12 protein-coding genes are annotated in these 17,048 nt (G+C 69.1%); 8 read left to right on the top strand and 4 right to left on the bottom strand.

Going from position 1 to position 17,048, the window contains the following annotated elements:
* Positions 1-250 precede the first annotated feature (250 nt).
* Together ACTWQO_RS28350 and ACTWQO_RS28345 are read right to left on the bottom strand one after the other, a co-directional pair.
* Positions 251-1,333, bottom strand: a complete 1,083-nt coding sequence (locus ACTWQO_RS28350) for a nucleotidyltransferase family protein (RefSeq protein WP_301981533.1) — start codon at positions 1,331-1,333, stop codon at positions 251-253.
* A 185-nt stretch (positions 1,334-1,518) separates the two neighbouring features.
* On the bottom strand, positions 1,519-2,820 hold the full coding sequence (locus tag ACTWQO_RS28345) for a peptidoglycan recognition protein family protein (protein WP_443240184.1): 1,302 nt from the start codon (positions 2,818-2,820) through the stop codon (positions 1,519-1,521).
* 140 nt (positions 2,821-2,960) lie between these two features.
* Here ACTWQO_RS28345 and ACTWQO_RS28340 point away from each other — a divergent pair, with 140 nt between their 5' ends.
* The 6 genes from ACTWQO_RS28340 to ACTWQO_RS28315 all read left to right on the top strand — a co-directional run bounded on the left by ACTWQO_RS28340 (position 2,961) and on the right by ACTWQO_RS28315 (position 12,403).
* Positions 2,961-3,716 carry a TIGR03089 family protein gene (locus ACTWQO_RS28340; protein ID WP_443240183.1) on the top strand — a complete coding sequence of 252 codons (756 nt, stop codon included), beginning with the start codon at positions 2,961-2,963 and terminating at the stop codon, positions 3,714-3,716.
* A gap of 177 nt (positions 3,717-3,893) precedes the next feature.
* Positions 3,894-5,117, top strand: a complete 1,224-nt coding sequence (locus tag ACTWQO_RS28335; RefSeq protein ID WP_443240182.1) for an LCP family protein — start codon at positions 3,894-3,896, stop codon at positions 5,115-5,117.
* 228 nt (positions 5,118-5,345) lie between these two features.
* Positions 5,346-7,076 carry an LCP family glycopolymer transferase gene (locus ACTWQO_RS28330; RefSeq protein WP_443240181.1) on the top strand — a complete coding sequence of 577 codons (1,731 nt, stop codon included), beginning with the start codon at positions 5,346-5,348 and terminating at the stop codon, positions 7,074-7,076.
* A gap of 80 nt (positions 7,077-7,156) precedes the next feature.
* Complete coding sequence (locus ACTWQO_RS28325; RefSeq protein WP_443240180.1) at positions 7,157-8,710, top strand: LCP family protein; 1,554 nt, start codon at positions 7,157-7,159, stop codon at positions 8,708-8,710.
* Positions 8,711-8,989: 279 nt separating this feature from the next.
* Positions 8,990-10,717 carry an LCP family glycopolymer transferase gene (locus ACTWQO_RS28320; RefSeq protein ID WP_443240179.1) on the top strand — a complete coding sequence of 576 codons (1,728 nt, stop codon included), beginning with the start codon at positions 8,990-8,992 and terminating at the stop codon, positions 10,715-10,717.
* Positions 10,718-10,819: 102 nt separating this feature from the next.
* Positions 10,820-12,403, top strand: a complete 1,584-nt coding sequence (locus ACTWQO_RS28315) for an LCP family protein (RefSeq protein WP_443240178.1) — start codon at positions 10,820-10,822, stop codon at positions 12,401-12,403.
* 10 nt (positions 12,404-12,413) lie between these two features.
* On the opposite strand, the gene ACTWQO_RS28310 is transcribed toward ACTWQO_RS28315, so the two are convergent.
* Entirely contained in the window at positions 12,414-13,451 is a 1,038-nt protein-coding gene (locus ACTWQO_RS28310; protein ID WP_443240177.1) for a glycosyltransferase family 2 protein, read from the bottom strand.
* 141 nt (positions 13,452-13,592) lie between these two features.
* Here ACTWQO_RS28310 and ACTWQO_RS28305 point away from each other — a divergent pair, with 141 nt between their 5' ends.
* Positions 13,593-15,065 (top strand): LCP family protein, encoded by a 1,473-nt coding sequence (locus ACTWQO_RS28305; RefSeq protein WP_443240176.1) that lies wholly within the window; start codon positions 13,593-13,595, stop codon positions 15,063-15,065.
* A 203-nt stretch (positions 15,066-15,268) separates the two neighbouring features.
* Positions 15,269-16,546 carry an LCP family protein gene (locus ACTWQO_RS28300; RefSeq protein ID WP_443240175.1) on the top strand — a complete coding sequence of 426 codons (1,278 nt, stop codon included), beginning with the start codon at positions 15,269-15,271 and terminating at the stop codon, positions 16,544-16,546.
* Positions 16,547-16,609: 63 nt separating this feature from the next.
* Here ACTWQO_RS28300 and ACTWQO_RS28295 read toward each other — a convergent pair whose 3' ends face one another.
* Complete coding sequence (locus tag ACTWQO_RS28295; RefSeq protein WP_210576357.1) at positions 16,610-16,975, bottom strand: four-helix bundle copper-binding protein; 366 nt, start codon at positions 16,973-16,975, stop codon at positions 16,610-16,612.
* Positions 16,976-17,048 lie beyond the last annotated feature (73 nt).

Here is a 17,048-nt window from a genome sequence, read left to right as displayed (position 1 = left end):
CCCCCAGAGGGGGCACCCCCAACGGGCTGAAATGCACGGCCCGGCGCCGAGAAGTGCGGCGGCCCCAGCGGGTGGGTGGGGGCTTGGGATGGCCGTTCTCGTCCTCGAACGCCGGACGGGCTGGATGGGCCGACCGCCGCCGAGAAGTGAGGCCTCCCCAGCGCGTGGGTGGGGATCGGGATCGCGGGTCTCGGCCTCAAGCGCCGGACAGGCTGAGGTGGGTTGCCGGTCCGGTGTGCGTGTTGGGGGGTTACTGGTCCGAGGAGAAGCGGACCGCGCCCGCTGGGATGCGGGCGTCGCACCAGATTCGGGCGCCGTCGGTGAGTTCGTTGTCGGGGCCGATGATGGCGCCGTCGCCGATGACGGTGCCGGTGAGGATGGAGCGTTCGCCTATGCGGGCGCGGGTGCCGATGAGGGAGTCGGTGATGACCGCGCCGGGTTCGATGACGGCGCCGGGGAGGATGGTCGTGCCGGAGACTCGGGCGCCTTCGGCGACGTATGCGCCCTCGCCGACCACCGTGCCGCCGGTGAGTTTCGCGTCGGGGGCGACCCTTGCCGTCGGCAGGATCAGGCGGTCGCCGCAGCGGCCGGGGATCGCGGGGGACGGGGCGCGGCCGAGGACCAGGTCCGCTGAGCCTCGTACGAACGCCGCGGGTGTGCCCAGGTCCAGCCAGTATGTCGAATCCACCATGCCTTGGAGGTGGGCTCCCGCCGAGAGCAGGTCGGGGAACGTTTCGCGTTCGACCGAGACCGGGCGGCCCTGCGGGATCGTGTCGATCAGTGAGCGGCGGAAGACGTACGCCCCTGCGTTGATCTGGTCGGTGACTATCTCTTCCGGGGTTTGAGGCTTCTCCAGGAAGGCCAGGACACGGCCCGTGTCGTCCGTGGGGACCAGCCCGTACGCCCGGGGGTCCGTCACCTTCGTGAGGTGCAGGGAGACGTCCGCGCCCGTCGTGTCGTGGGTCTCCACGAGCGCCTTGATGTCCAGGCCCGTCAGGATGTCGCCGTTGAAGACCAGCACCGGGTCGTCGGGGGCGGAGTGGAGGCGGCTCGCCACGTTGCGGATCGCGCCGCCCGTGCCGAGCGGTTCCTCCTCGGTGACGTACTCCAGATGAAGGCCGAGGGACGAGCCGTCACCGAAGTGCGGCTCGAAGACCTCGGCCAGATACGAAGTCGCCAGCACTATGTGGTCGACGCCCGCCGCTCTGGCTCTCGCCAGCTGGTGCGTGAGGAAGGGCACGCCGGCCGCGCGGACCATGGGCTTGGGCGTGTGAACGGTGAGCGGACGCAGCCGGGTGCCCTTGCCGCCGACCAGGAGGATCGCTTCTGTCACCTGTCGTCTCTGCTTCCTGCCGGGACCGGCCGATCTGTCTTTCGGCCGGCCAGTGTATGCAGATCTGTCCGACACGCCTTCGACGGCCGTGCGGCGTTCCGTCCCCTGTTCACAGACGTTTCATTCCTGCGCTTTGGTTCAGCCGTCCGGCGAAGCCCTTCGGTTCAGCTGCCCGGCAGTGCGGTTCACCGGCCCTGGTAGCGGGCCGCCGTGGCGCGGGCCGAGCCGAGCTTGCGGTAGAGCTGCCGTCCCGGGCATGCCGTGTCGAAGCCGTCCCGGTGACCGGAGATCACGTTCAGTCGAACCTTCTTTCCCTTCCGGTAGAGATTCCCACCGCCCGACTTCAGATATGTCTTGCCGCGCGGATTCACGCCGTGCAGGCCGAGCTTCCAGGCCGTGAGCCGGGAGATCGCCTTCACCGCGGCGCCGGACGGCTTCTTGGAGTCGAAGGTGCCGAGGACGGCGATCCCCATGCTGTTGGTGTTGAACCCGAGGGTGTGCGCGCCGAGCACCGGCTTCGCCACGCCCCCGGCCCGGCCCTCGTAGATGTTTCCGCACCTGTCGACGAGGAAGTTGTAGCCGACATCGCGCCAGCCCATGCTCTTGACGTGGTAGCGGTAGATACCGCGAATGACGGAGGGGGCCTGCTTGCACCAGTACTTGTTGCCGGTCCCGGTGTGGTGCACGAAGGCCACCTTCACCTTCTTCGTGTAGCCGATCTTCTTCTCCCGCAGCTTCTCGTTCGCGCCCCAGCCGCGGCGCGTGACGATGCGCGGACGTGGGCCGATGTAGGGCGCCACCCGCTGCTGGTCCGTCAGTTGGCCGGCGTTGGCGGAGTCGGGTGTGTCCGCGTTGAGGGGCACGGCACGGCGGTCGGCCTCCCCCACACCAGCGCCCTCACCCCCTGGATCCGCTCCCGGATCCACCAGTTCCAGCCGCATGCCCGGAGGGAGCGCCCCGGCCGGGCGGTCGGCCCAGTCACCCCCGGTTGCCTGCGGCTCCGCGCTGACCCGTACCTCCACTCCGTCCGAGTCCCCCACCCACAGCGGAGCCGTGGCCCCGTGGACGCGGCCCGAGGCCGCCTCGTCGGTGCCCGGGTCGGGGGCGTGCTCATGGTTGTGCGTCTCTACGTCCTGCCAGCCGGACCAGGTGCCGGTGGCCGCGTCTCGCGTACGGACCTGGACGCGGCCGTGGAGTTGGCCGTCCGGGTTGTCCCAGACGACGCCGACGAGGGAGAAGCGCCGTACGTCCCGGCGGGGCAGGCCCTGTTCGGCGGTGGGGCCGGCGGTGCGGTCGCCGTCGAGGCGGACGAGGGGCAGGGACTGGGTGCTGCCGGGGACGTCCGGCTCGGTGGCCCGGGCGACGGTCGTGGCCGCCTCCGCGCCGGGTGCCGGTCTCGCTGCCGCCGCCAGTGCGGGCGGGGTCAGCGGGAGGGCGAGGGCGGCAGCGCACGTGACGCCGATCGAGGAAGCAAGGAATCCACGCATGCTCCTGATGTTGGACATATGCATTCATATCTGTCCATCGGGGAATTGACGGACCGTCGGCCGCTCTTGGGCCGAATCGGTGGTGGAGGCATGGACCGGGCGTTGGCTGGGCGCCCGCGTGCGCCGTTACGCTTGCGCGGGTGAACGCCACCGATCGCACCCCTGCCGACCTGCTGCGTTCCGCGCTCGCCGCGGATCCCGGACGTCCCCTGGTCACCTTCTACGACGACGCCACCGGGGAACGCGTCGAATTGTCCGTGGCCACCTTCGCCAATTGGGTGGCCAAGACCGCGAATCTGCTGCAGGGCGAGTTGTCCGTGGAGCCCGGGGACCGGGTCGCCCTGCTGCTGCCGGCGCACTGGCAGACGGCCGTGTGGCTGCTGGCGTGTTCGTCGGTGGGCGCGATCGCGGACGCCGGGGGCGATCCGGCGGCGGCCGACGTGGTCGTCAGCGGACCGGACGCGCTGGAGACGGCGCGGGCGTGTTCCGGGTCGCGGGTCGCGCTGGCGTTGCGGCCGCTCGGCGGTCGCTTCCCGCAGCCGCCGGAGGGCTTCGTCGACTACGCCGTCGAGGTGCCGGGTCAGGGCGACCGCTTCGTGCCGTTCGCGCCGGTCGATCCGGAGGAGCCCGCGTTGATCGTGGCCGGGCGGGAGTTCAGCGGGGCCGAGGTCGTCGAGCGGGCCCGGGACGAGGCGACGGAGCTGGGACTGACGGGGCCGACGTCGCGGATCCTGTCCGGGTTGCCGTACGACACCTGGGAGGGGCTCAACGCCGGGCTGTACGGGCCGCTGGCCACCGGCGGCTCCGTGGTGCTGTGCCGCCATCTGGACGAGCTGGGCGAGGAAGCGCTGGCCAAGCGGATCGAGAGCGAGCGGGTCACGGCGACGGCGAGGTAGCGAACCACCGACGTACGAGCTACAGACGTACCAGCTGCCGACGTGGGCGACAGGCACCCCCTGTCCCCCATTCGGCCCAGCACCACTCACCCCCCGGCCCCCACCCGGGTCATGGTCGTAACAGCAGCCGCACGACACGTTCGTACGCGTTCGTACGCCATGAGGGGTGGAACAGACGTGAGCGACACCGCAGTGGGGGCGTCGGCCACCGGGAGTGGGCTGATACGGCGGCGCCGGCGGCGTTGGATACGCGGCACCGCCCTCGCGCTCGGGGTGTTGACGCTGGCCGCCGGTGGGGGCGTATGGGCCGTCTATGTGAAGCTCGACGCGAACATCACGCCGGACGAGGCGGCCGCGGCCGAGCTCGCGCGGTACGAGAAGGAGCGGCCCACCGCCCTGGTGAAGGGCGCGATGAACCTGCTGCTCATCGGGTCCGACACCCGGGCCGGGGAAGGGAACCGGCGGTACGGGCAGGACTCCGGGACCGAGCGGTCCGACACGACCATCCTGCTGCATCTGTCCGCCGGGCGGCGCAGCGCCACCGCCGTCTCGCTCCCCCGCGATCTGATGGTCGACGTACCCGCCTGTCTGCGCCGGGACGGCAGCCGGACCGAGCCCATGTTCGCGATGTTCAACTACGCCTTCCAGGCCGGTGGTTCGGCGTGCACCATCCGAACCGTCGAGAAACTCACGGGCATTCGGATCGACCACCACATGGTCGTCGACTTCAACGGGTTCAAGGAAATGGTCGACGCCGTCGACGGCGTGGAGATCTGCCTGAAGGAACCCATCCGCGACAAGGACGCCAAACTGCGACTGCCCGTCGGCAGGGTGACGCTCGACGGCGAGCAGGCCCTCGGGTACGTCCGCGTCCGCAAGTCGCTCGGCGACGGCAGCGACACCGACCGCATGGACCGCCAACAGCGCTTTCTCGGTGCGCTGGTGAGCAAGGTGCGCAGCAATGACGTCCTGCTGAATCCGGTGAAGCTGTATCCCGTGCTGGACGCAGCCACTTCGTCGCTCACCACCGACCCGGGACTGGCCAGTCTGCGTAGTTTGTACGATCTCGCGCGCGGAGTACGCGACATCCCCACCGAACGCGTGCAATTCCTGACCGTTCCGCGGGAGTCGTATGTCTACAACGCCAATCGCGACCAGTTGGTGGAGCCCGAGGCGGAGAAACTGTTCGAGCGGCTGCGCACGGACGCGCCGGTGGCGGTCGCCGCGGAAGTTCCGCGGGATTCCACCGCAAAAGGCCGCGACGGCACGTACGACGATTACTCCTTGTATGTGCCGGACGACGGAAAGTCCGCCGCGCGGCGGCCCGATGAGCCCGTCGCCGCCGATTCGCCCGCGCCCACGTTCAGCGGGACCACCGCCGACGAGGACACCTGCGAATAAAGCGAACGCAAAGCAGGCCAACAGCTTTCAAAGAAATGGGCGGATTGCCCAGTTGTAGGGGCGTGGAATGCGTCACCGGCGTCGCTCCACGCCGATCTGGGCGGTTAGGGTGAGCGCTTCGGTGCGCTCGACCTGGGGTTTGCAGTCCCGGTCGGCGCACTGCTTGTACGAGACCCGAGCGCCTATTGGGGGAAGGGCGCCGCGCCCCGACGGAGGATTCGGACGACCGTGGACGCGCAAGGACGAGGGCGGCGGGACGACATCGATCCCGCGGACCAGTGGGTACTCAATCCGAACACTGGCGAATACGAACTGCGACTGACCCCTTCCGCACCGCAGTCGACGGTCCCCCGTCCCCGCAGACCTGCCCCCGGCGCCGGAGCGCGTGTTCCCCGAAGCCGTACGGCGTCTCCCGAGGCCCCCGGACGCGCGGTTCCGCCGCAGCGCCGGCGCCGTGGGGCGCCGCCCGAGGAACCGCTGCCCGGTCGGCGCGGACGACGGCCGGCGAAGCAGAAGAAGGCGAAGAAGGTCCTGCTGTGGACCGGCGGCACCATGGCGTTCGTGGTGCTGGCCGCCGCGGGTGCCGGGTATCTCTACATCCAGCACCTCAACGACAACATCACGTCCGTCTCCGACGACGGCGCGAGCACCGGCGGCTTCAGCAAGGACAAGGCGATCAACATCCTGCTGATCGGCACCGACAAGCGCACCGGGGCGGGCAACGAGAGCTACGGCGACTCCGGCAGCGTCGGGCACGCCGACACCACGATCCTGCTGCATGTCTCCAAGGACCGGACGAACGCGACCGCGCTGAGCATCCCCCGTGACCTGATCGTCGACGTTCCGGACTGCCCGACGACGCAGGAGGACGGCACCACGAAGACGATCCCGGGCACCGACGGCGTCCGCTTCAACACCAGCCTCGGCCAGGACGGCCGTACGCCCAGCTGCACTTCGCGGACCGTCACCGAGCTGACCGGGATCACGCCCGACAACTTCATGGTCGCCGACTTCAACGCGGTGAAGACCCTGACCTCCGCGGTCGGCGGCGTCGAGGTGTGCCTGGCCAAGGACATCGACGACCCGGACTCGAAGCTGCAGTTGTCCGAGGGCACGCACACGATCGAGGGCGAGGAGGCGCTCGCCTTCGTGCGCACCCGGCACTCGGTGGGCTTCGGCGGTGACCTGAGCCGGATCGGGCTGCAGCAGCAGTTCCTCAGCTCGCTGATGCGCAAGCTGAAGTCCAACGACACGCTCACCAACCCGTCGAAGATGATCAAGCTGGCGGAGGCGGGCACCAAGGCGCTGACCGTCGACTCCCAGCTGAACAGCATCGGCAAGCTGAAGGACCTCGGTCTGGAGCTGGGCAAGCTCAACACCAAGAACCTGACCTTCACCACGGTGCCGGTGATCGACAACCCGGCCGAGAAGGTGAAGGCGACGGTCGTCGTCAACGACACGACGGCGCCCGAGGTCTTCGACATGATCAAGAACGATGTGTCGTTCACCGAGGTCAAGGCGCAGAAGAAGAAGGAAGCCGCCGCCGTCGCCGCCCGGCTGAAGGGCACCAAGGCCGACGCCTCCGAGGTGCGCGTGCGGATCCTCAACGGCGGTGCCGAGGCCGGCAGCGCGCAGGCGGAGCTGGAGTATCTGCAGAACGAGGCGGGCGTACTGAAGTCGGAGAACGCCGGAAACGCCGATGCCGACCTGGCGAAGACGACGCTCGAGTACTCCCCCGACCAGGCCGACCAGGCCCGCAGGCTCGCCGACATCATGGGACTGTCCGGTTCCGCGCTGAAGCCGGGCGAGAGCGTGGAGAACTCCCAGGGCCTGCCCACGATGACGCTCACCCTCGGCAAGGACTTCAAGGGAGCCGGGGTGAAACTCAACTCCTCCTCGGGGTCGACGCCGGAGGGCGTGCAGAAATCCACGGCCGACAAGGTCGAATGCGCCAAATGAGGTGACCTGACGGGCCTGCTTTACGTCTCACAGGACGCAGAGCAGGCCCGTTTCATTGGCGCGAGGGTGGGAGACAGCGGATGACGCTCAGCGTTGAGGAGAAGGAGGGGACGCCACTCGGACACCGCCGGCGGCCCCAGCGCAAGCACCGGGTGCTGAGATGGTCCGCGACGACGCTGTCGGTTCTGATACTGGGGACGGCCGGCGCCGGATACCTCTACTACCAGCACCTGAACGACAACATCGTGAAGGGCGAGCGCGCCAGCGGCGACTCCAAGGTGGGCAAGGCCGCGCCGAACGCCGCCGGGCAGACCCCGCTGAACATCCTGCTGATCGGCTCCGACAGCCGTAACTCCGACGAGAACGTGGCACTGGGCGGCAGCCGGGACAACCGCGGCAATCCGCCGCTTGGCGATGTGCAGATGCTCATCCACCTGTCCGCGGACCGAAAGAGCGCGGCCGTGGTGAGCATTCCCCGGGACACCCGGGTCGACATCCCCGAGTGCAAGGACCCCGACACCAAGAAGACGTATCCGCCCACCAACACGATCATCAACGAGTCGCTGGCCCGTGGCGGTGCCGGCTGCACGCTGGCCACCTGGCAGAACCTCACCGGGGTCTACATCGACCACTGGATGACCATCGACTTCGCGGGCGTGGTGAGCATGGCGGACGCCATCGGCGGCGTCGAGGTGTGCGTGAAGCAGAACGTGTGGGACCGTCCGCTGCCGAATGTGCCCGGCGGCTCCGGTCTGAAGCTGACGGCCGGCCGCAAGAAGGTCGAGGGCAAGCAGGCGCTCCAGTGGCTGCGCACCCGGCACGCCTGGGGCAGCGACCCGCTGCGGGCGCGGGCCCAGCACATGTACCTGAACTCGATGCTCCGCACCCTCAAGCAGCAGAACGTCTTCAGCGACACCGGCCGGCTGATGAACCTGGCCGAGGCGGCCACGAAGTCCCTGAAGGTCTCCCAGGAGATCGGCACCGTCAAGCAGCTCTACGACCTGGGCACGCAGCTCAAGACGGTGCCCACCGACCGCATCACCATGACGACCCTGCCCACGGTCCCGGACGCCCAGAACAGCGACCACCTGGTACCGGACGGCGCCGCCGCCGAGAAGATCTGGTCGATGCTCCGCGACGACGTGCCCTTCGACGACAAGGGCCCGAAGGCACAGGAGAAGAAGCCGGCGAGCAAGGAGCAGACCGCCACCGCCGTGGACAAGGCCGCGGTCGGCGTCCTGGTGCAGAACGCCACGCAGTCCGCCACCGCCGCCCCGGTCTCCGGTCGCGCGGGCGCGGTCGCCCAGGCCTTGGCGTCCAAGGGCTTCACCAAGGCCACGGCGGACACCTCGGCGACACTCTCCGAGGACCGGACGGTCGTGCGCTACCCGAGCGCCGAGTTGGAGGGGGATGCCCAGGCTGTCGCCAAGTCCCTGGGGATTCCCATGAGTTCGGTGAAGAAGTCGACCGATGTCTCCGGTGTCACGGTCGTCGTGGGCGGCGACTGGCGCACGGGCACGGCGTATCCGAAGCAGTCGGCGCCCAAGGCGGGGGACCTGCCGGGCAACTCCGACGAGATCAACGGCTCGGACACCAAGCAGTGCATGGACGTGTACGCGCCCTACCGCTGGTGATTCGAACGCGGCGCGCCCCACGTACGTACTGAAGGCTCAGGGGGGACTCGCACACCAGGACAGGGAACTCGCTTTCAGGGAAATGGGGTGGAATGACCGGTTGTAGGGTCGTGGAGTTTGTCACTGCGGCGCTCGATGCCCAACTGGGCGGATAGTGTGAGCGATTCAGTGATCCCCGGCCACGAAGTCTGTCCTGGGGTCGAGCACTGTGTTGACCAACACCCGTGCGCTTTCCGGGGGGAGAGCGCCGCGTGGCCCTGACGGAGGTTTCGGACAACCGTGGACGCGCAAGGCCGTGGGCGGGGGGACGACATCGATCCCGCAGACCAGTGGGTACTCAATCCGAACACCGGTGAATACGAACTGCGACTGAGCCCTTCCGCTCCGCAGTCGGCGGTTCCCCGGCCCCGCAGACCAGCGGCCGAAACGGGCACGGGCGCTCCCCGAAGCCGTACGTCCCCCAAGGCCCCCGGCCGCGACATCCCGCCGCAGCGCAAGCGCCGCGGGGTCCCGCCCGAGGAGCCGCTGCCCGGGCGGCGTGGACGCCGGCCGGCGAAGCAGCAGTCGAAGGCGAAGAAGGCGGTGCTGTGGACCGGCGGCACCATGGCGTTCGTGCTGGTCGCCCTGGCCGGTGGCGGATACCTCTATCTCAAGCACCTGGAAGGCAACGTCGCGACGACGGACGTCGGCGACGCGGGCGCGAGCAACTTCAGCAAGGACGAGGCCTTCAACATCCTCATCATCGGCACCGACAAGCGGACCGGTGAGGGCAACGAGAGCTACGGCGACGCCGGCAGCGTCGGACACGCCGACACCACGATCCTGCTGCACGTCGCCAAGGACCGCTCGAACGCGACCGCGCTCAGCATCCCCCGTGACCTGATCGTCGACATCCCGGACTGTCCGACGAAGAAGGAGGACGGCACCGAGACGGTCGTCGCGGGCCTTGAGGGCGCCCGCTTCAACCGGAGTCTCGGCGAGAACGGCCGGGACCCGGGCTGCACCATGCGCACCGTGAAGGCGGCCACCGGCATCCAGCCGGACCACTTCATGATGGCCGACTTCAACGCGGTGAAGACGCTGACCACGGCCGTGGACGGCGTCGAGGTCTGTGTGGAGGACGCCGTCAACGACAAACAGTCGAAGCTGGTGCTGCCCGCCGGCGAGTCGAAGGTCGAGGGCGAGCAGGCCCTCGCCTTCCTCCGCACCCGCAAGAGCTTCGGCAACAGCGGCGACCTGGACCGCATCAAGGTGCAGCAGCAGTTCCTGGGCTCGCTGATGCGCAAGATGTCCTCCGGCAACACCCTCACCAACCCCGCCAAGCTGCTGAAACTGGCCGAGGCCGCCACCAAGGCGCTGACCGTGGACGAGCCGATCGGCAACGTCAACACGCTCAAGGACATCGCCCTGGAGCTGAAGAAGGTGCCGACGAAGAACATCACCTTCACCACGATCCCGGTGAAGGACAACCCCGCCGAGCTGGTCAAGGCGACGGTCGTCGTCGACGAGGCGAAGGGCCCCCAGGTCTTCGACATGATCCAGAACGACATCTCGTTCACCGAGGTCAAGGCGCAGGAGAAGAAGGAGAAGGCCGCGGTCGCCGCCCGGCTGAAGGGCACCAAGGCCGACGCCTCCGAGGTGCGGGTGCGGGTCCTCAACGGTGGCGCCGCCGCCGGCAGCGCGCAGGCGGAGCTGGCCTACCTGCAGACCGAGGCGGGCGTTACCAAGTCGGAAAACGCGGGCAACGCCGAGGCAACGCAGGCGAAAACCACTCTGGAGTACGCTCCCGACCAGGCGGACCAGGCACGTCGGCTCGCCGACATCATGGGCCTGTCCGGTTCGGCGATGAAGCCGGGCCAGAGCGTGGACAACGCCCAGGGTCTGCCGACGATGACACTGATCCTCGGCAAGGACTTCAAGGGCGCGGGCGTCAAGCTCAACTCCGCCTCGGCAGCGACGCCGGACGTGGAGAAGTCCACCGCCGACAAGGTCCAGTGCGCCAGTTGAGGCCTTAGGGGCAACCTCAGGGGCCCGCCGTCTGTCTCCAGGGACAGACGGCGGGCCTCTGTGTGACGCCGGTGGGCGCAAGGGGTGGGGAGGACGGGCGAGTTGACGCAGAACGGTGTGCGGGAGGCCGTGCCGGTCGCCGAGGGGGCCGGCGAGCGGGACGACGCGATGGGTCACGGCCGGCACGGCACACGCCGGCCTGGGCAGGGGCGGCGGGTTCTTCGCTGGTCGGCGATGACTCTGGCGGTCCTCATACTCGGCGTTTCCGGCGCCGGCTACCTCTACTACCGCCACCTGAACGGCAACATCAAGCAGGACGAGCTCAACCTGGGCGACAACAAGGTCGCCGAGCCCACGCCGAACTCCGCGGGCCAGACCCCGCTGAACATCCTGCTCATCGGTTCCGACGCACGGGACACCGAGGAGAACCAGAAGCTCGGCGGCGCCAAGGAGACCTTCGGCGCGACCCCGCTGGCCGATGTGCAGATGCTGGTGCACCTGTCCGCCGACCGCACCAACATGTCGGTCGTCAGCATGCCGCGCGACACCCTCGTCCAGATCCCCAAGTGCACCGACCCCGACGACGGCGAGGTGTACGAGGCGAGCGACGGCCGGATGATGACCAACCAGAGCCTCGGCCACGGCGGTCCCGGCTGCACGGTGGCCACCTGGCAGGAGCTCACCGGCATCCACATCGACCACTTCATGATGGTCGACTTCGCGGGCGTGGTGTCGATGGCGGACGCCATAGGCGGCGTCCCGGTCTGCGTGGACGCCAACATCTACTCGAAGGACAGCCAGGGCCATGGCTCAGGACTGAAGCTGGAGAAGGGCACGCACCCGGTGCAGGGCGAGCAGGCCCTCCAGTGGCTGCGCACCCGCTACGGCTTCGAGGACGGCAGCGACCTCGCCCGCGCCAAGGCCCAGCACATGTACATGAACTCGATGGTCCGCGTGCTGCGGGAGAACGCCACCCTGAGCAACCCGAACAAGCTGCGCCGCCTGGCCGAGCGCGCCACCGCGGCCATCACCGTCGACCCGGGCCTCGGCACCGTCAAGGCGCTCTACGACCTCAGCAACGAGCTGCGGAAGGTCGAGCCGAAGCGCATCACCATGACCACGATGCCGAACCGGTACGTCGGCGCGCGCGTCGAGCCCACGGAGGACGCCGAGCAGCTCTTCCGGCTGGTGCGCGAGGACATCGCGCTGGACGGCAAGGACGCGAAGAAGAGGCCGGGGAAAGCCGCTGAGAAGGCGGCCGACGACCCCGCGGCCCCCAACGCCGAGATCGCGGTCCTGGTCCAGAACAGCACCGGGTCCGACACCCTCGCCCCGCAGAACGGACGCGCGAGCGACGTGGTCAACCTGCTCGTCGGCAAGGGCTTCGACGAGGCGCTCGCCGACCCGGCCGCCGCCGGAAGCGAAGCCACGACCCTCGTCCGCTACCCCAGCGCCGACCTGGAGGGCGACGCCCGCGCCGTCGCCAAGTCCCTCGGCATTCCGGCGAGTTCGGTCAAACAGTCGACCGACGTCTCCGGTGTCACGCTCGTCGTGGGCGCGGACTGGCGCGAGGGTACGACCTACAAGGCGCCGAAGACCGACGACACCACCCCGGACTCGGCGGAGGCCCTCAACGGGGCGGACGACGAGGCGTGTATGCATGTGAATCCGGGGTTCACATGGTGACGTCGGCCGATCAGCGCGCGTCGGCGTCCACCCGCACCGCGGGGCGCCGGCTCGCGATCACCTTGCGGGCCAGCGAGCGGGGGCTGGTCAGGAAGCCCCAGCCCCACGACATGTGCATGGTGGCGAGCGCGACGGGGATCTGCAGCCGGGCCTTCAGCGGCAGCCCCTTGCCCGCGGGGACGGAGCCGAGGACGATCGCCGCGAGATAGCCGCCGGGGACCACGAAGCCCCACGGTGTCACCAGCGCGCCCAGGACCACGCCCGCCGCGATGGCGCACACGGCGGTCGGCGGGGCGAGGTAGCGCAGGTTGATGGAGCCCTCGTGGTAGCGGGCGACGACGTGGCGCCAACGGCCGTAGTTCCGGTACTGCTTGGCGAGTTCGCGCATGCTCGGGCGCGGCCGGTACGACACCTTCAGCTCGGGCGAGAACCAGATCAGCCCGCCCGCCTCGCGGATCCGGAAGTTGAGCTCCCAGTCCTGGGCGCGGATGAACTCCTCGTTGTAGCCGCCCTGTTGCTCAAGCGCCTCACGCCGGAAGACCCCGAGGTACACGGTCTCGGCCTGCTGCGCCTCGCCGCCCGTGTGGAAGGCCGCGTTGCCCACGCCGATCTTCGACGTCATCGCGGCGGCGACCGCGTGCTCCCAGTCGTTCTCGCCCTCGGCGTGCATGATGCCGCCGACGTTCTGCGCGCCGGTCTCCTCCAGGAGCCGTACGGCGGTCGCGATGTAGTTCGGCGAGAGCATGCCGTGCCCGTCGACGCGGACGACGATCGGGTGGCGGGAGGCCTTGATCGCGGCGTTCAGCGCGGCGGGCGTGCGGCCGGTCGGGTTGGGGACGGTGTGGACACGAGCGTCCTCGGCGACCAGTTCGGCGGCGATCTCGTCCGTGCGGTCCGTGGACGGACCGAGGGCGATCACGACCTCCATCTCGCCGGCGTACTCCTGCGCGAGGATCGCTTGGACGGCTCCGCGCAGATGCCGCTCCTCGTTGAGGACGGGCATGATCACGGACACGGCGGGGAGCTGCACGTCGGGCTTGGCGTTCATAGGAGGCTCACGTTACCGCGAATGGGGGACAGCGATGCGCCCCGCCGGTGGCGGTGCCCCGGGCCACAGATCGTATGGGCCTACGGTGCTCACAAATCCCACACGCAGCCCACCGTACGGCCCTCGCGGAGGTGTCCTTCCTTGCCCACGCCGCCCACGCCGCCTCGGTCCAGAGCCCAGACGCCGCGCCGCCCCCAGCAGCCGACGTCCCGTGCGCCGCGGCCGCCCGTACGGCGGAACAAGCCGCGCTGGGCCATGCGGGTGGTGACCACGCTGTCCGTGGTGATCCTCGCCTCCGCCGGCATCGGGCACTCGGTGATCACCAGCCTCGACTCCGACATCGCCCGGGTCGACCCCTTCAAGGACATGAAGAACCGTCCGCAGGCCGGCGACGGCATGAACGTGCTGCTGGTCGGCACCGACAGCCGCGACAAGATCGGCGAGGCGGAGCGGCGCAAGTACCGGCTGGGCGGCGAGCCCTGCCACTGCACCGACACGATCATGATCGTGCACATCTCGGAGGACCGGGAGCGGGCGAGCGTGGTGAGCCTGCCGCGCGACTCGTACGCCGAGACGCCCCCGCATGTCGACCAGACCACCGGCAAGCGGCACCACGGCCATCCCCTCAAGATCAACGCGGCCTACGCGGAGGGCGGGCCCCAGCTGACCGTGCGGACCGTCGAGCACATGACGCATGTGAAGATCGACCACTATCTGGAGGTCGACTTCACCAGCTTCATGAAGACCGTGGACGTCGTCGGCGGCGTGAAGATCTGCCTCGCCGAGCCCATGAAGGACATGTACACCGGGCTCGACCTGCCGGCCGGCACGCATCAGCTGAGGGGCGGTGAGGCGCTGCAGTTCGTCCGCTCCCGGCATGTCGACGGGGCCTCCGACCTCGGCCGGATGGAGCGGCAGCAGCGGTTCATGGCCGCACTGATCGACCAGGCCACGTCGTCCGGGGTGCTGCTGAACCCGATCAAGTTCCGGGACGTGACGCGGGCGGTGCTCGGGTCCGTGCGGGCCGACAAGGGCTTCGGCACGGACGAGCTGCTGGACCTCGGGCGGGCGATGCGGAACTTCTCCCCCTCCTCGTCCGAGTTCACGACCGTGCCGATCGGCGAGATGGGATACGCCGTCAAGGACGTCGGTTCCACGCTGAAATGGGACCCCGTGAAGGCGGACCGGATCTTCCAGGCCCTGCGCAAGGACAAGCCGCTGGCCCTGCAACGCCCGAAGAGCACGGCCGTCAGCGTGGAGGTGGCTCCGCAGCAGATCCGCGTCCAGGTGGAGAACGGGTCGCCCACCGCAGGGCTCGGCAAGCGCGCGGACAAGCAGCTGGCGGCGACCGGGTTCCTGACCACCCGGCAACCGGTGACGGCGCGGGAAGCCGTGAAGCGGACGGTCGTCATCTTCGACCCCCGCTGGGACCGCTCCGCGAAGACGCTGGCCGCCGCGCTGCCGGGGAGCGAGCTGCGCGCGGTCAAGGGGCAGGGGCCGATGCTGAAGGTGATCGTCGGGCCGGACTTCCGGGACGTGCGCAAGGTGCGGGCCGACGATCCGGAGCAGACGGAGTCCGGGGTGGTACGGGGGGACGAGGTGAAGTGCGGGTGAGAGCCGGGGTCAGTCCTCGAAGCCCTCGGCCGCGCCCGGTATGGCCGCGGTGTCGGATTCCGTGGCGCTGGCCTGGTCTGTCATGACCCCCACCTTATGCCGAGTCGACATGCGCGGACTTTGTGTCAGATTCGCAACAGCAGCGCCCTGATTTTCCGACGAACCTTGTAAGGGACATAGCACAACCCTGCACACTGGGGCCCATGAACGATTGGCCCGAGGCATGGTCCGACGACAACCGCGGCGGCCGGTACGGACGCGGCAGCGCGAACGCACAGCCCGAGGGCGCGCGCGTGATGCGGCAGGTCCGCCGCGGCCCGGCGGCGCCACCGCCCGGGCAGAGCGCGTACGGCGGCGGGGTCCCGCAGCAGCAGTCGTACGTCAATGGCGGCTACGACGACGCCTACGACAGCGGCTACAACACAGGCCAGGTCTACGGCTCCCCCGGCGGCGGAGGGCCGGGCGGCCCTGACGACCCGTACGACCCGCGGCCCCGGCCGAACTGGCGCCGCCGCATCAAGTGGACGGCACTCACGCTGGTGACGCTGCTGATCGTGGTGTCGATCGGCACGTACTTCTGGGCCGACTCCAAGCTCAACCGCGACGTCGACCTGTCGAAGGTGATCGACCGGCCGGAGGCGGGCGCGGGCACGAACTATCTGATCGTCGGCTCCGACAGCCGTGAGGGCCTGTCCGACGAGGAGAAGAAGAAGCTGCGCACCGGGTCCGCCGAGGGCAAGCGCACGGACTCGATGATGATCCTGCACACCGGCGACAACGGCCCGACGCTGATCTCCCTGCCGCGTGACTCGGACGTGGAGATCCCGACCTTCGTCGGCTCCGAGTCCGGCAAGACGTTCCAGGGCACGGGCCGGCATGTGAAGCTGAACGCGGCCTACGCCGAGGACGGTCCCGAACTGCTCGTACGGACCGTGGAGTTCAACACGGGCCTGCACATCGACCACTACGTCGAGATCGGCTTCGCGGGCTTCGCCAACATCGTGGACTCGGTGGGCGGCGTGGAGATCGAGATCCCCAAGGGCGGGATGAAGGACACCAAGTCCGGCGCGAACTTCGAGGCGGGCAAGCAGACCCTGAACGGCGAGCAGGCCCTGGCCTTCGTCCGCACCCGGTACGCGCTCGCGGGCAGCGACCTGGACCGTACGAAGAACCAGCAGAAGTTCCTCGCGGCCCTGGCCAACCAGACCGCGACGCCGAGCACCATCCTCAACCCCTTCAAGCTCTACCCGACGATGGGCGCGGGCCTCGACACCCTCGTCGTCGACAAGGACATGAGCCTGTTCGACCTGGCCGACATGTTCTGGGCGATGAAGGGCGTCACCGGCGGCGGCGAAGGCAAGTCCATGAACATGCCGATCTCCGGCTCCTCCGGCGGCAACCTCGTCTGGGACGAGGCCAAGGTCAAGACGCTGGTCAGCCAGCTGAAGAACGACGAGAAGGTCACCGTCTCAAGCAACTGACGGGCACGGCAAGCAGCATCAAGGGCACCCCTCGGGGTGCCCTTGAGCGCGTTCAGGCGGGCGTCACATCGTGGCGCCGGCCATCGTGCGGCAGGTCTCGGCGCAGCGGCGACACGCCTCCGCGCAGCGCATCATCTGCGGGTCGTCCGGCATGGACATACACGCCTCGGCGCACATGTCGCAGGCCTTGGCGCACATCGCGCACATCTCGGCCGACATGGGCGAGCGGCGCATCATCATGTCCGCGCACATACGGGTCGTCTCGGCGCAGTCCATGAGCGCGCGCATGATCTGCATCTGAGCCTGGCCGCCCATCTGCATGCAGGAGCTCATGGTCTCCTCGCACACGCTGTGGCACGTCATGCACGCCTCGACGCAGTCCTGCATCTGCTTGCTCATCGCGGTCATGGTGGTGGACTGCTGCTGCATGGTTCCTCCTCGGGGTGGCGGGGTCCGCGTGGACCCCGCTGGGGTGGCCCCCTCGCCCTTCCGTGGTACGCCC

This window comes from Streptomyces sp. 4N124, from assembly GCF_052245395.1.
GTDB lineage: Bacteria > Actinomycetota > Actinomycetes > Streptomycetales > Streptomycetaceae > Streptomyces.
The sequence above is the reverse complement of the archived record's forward strand: the minus strand, read 5'-3'. Positions and strand labels throughout refer to the sequence as shown.

Coding starts and splice junctions, on each gene's coding strand:
- ACTWQO_RS28310 (WP_443240177.1), bottom strand. CDS start 13,451: ATGAACGCCAAGCCCGACGTGCAGCTCCCCGCCGTGTCCGTGATCATG.
- ACTWQO_RS28300 (WP_443240175.1), top strand. CDS start 15,269: ATGAACGATTGGCCCGAGGCATGGTCCGACGACAACCGCGGCGGCCGG.
- ACTWQO_RS28325 (WP_443240180.1), top strand. CDS start 7,157: ATGACGCTCAGCGTTGAGGAGAAGGAGGGGACGCCACTCGGACACCGC.
- ACTWQO_RS28295 (WP_210576357.1), bottom strand. CDS start 16,975: ATGCAGCAGCAGTCCACCACCATGACCGCGATGAGCAAGCAGATGCAG.
- ACTWQO_RS28345 (WP_443240184.1), bottom strand. CDS start 2,820: ATGCGTGGATTCCTTGCTTCCTCGATCGGCGTCACGTGCGCTGCCGCC.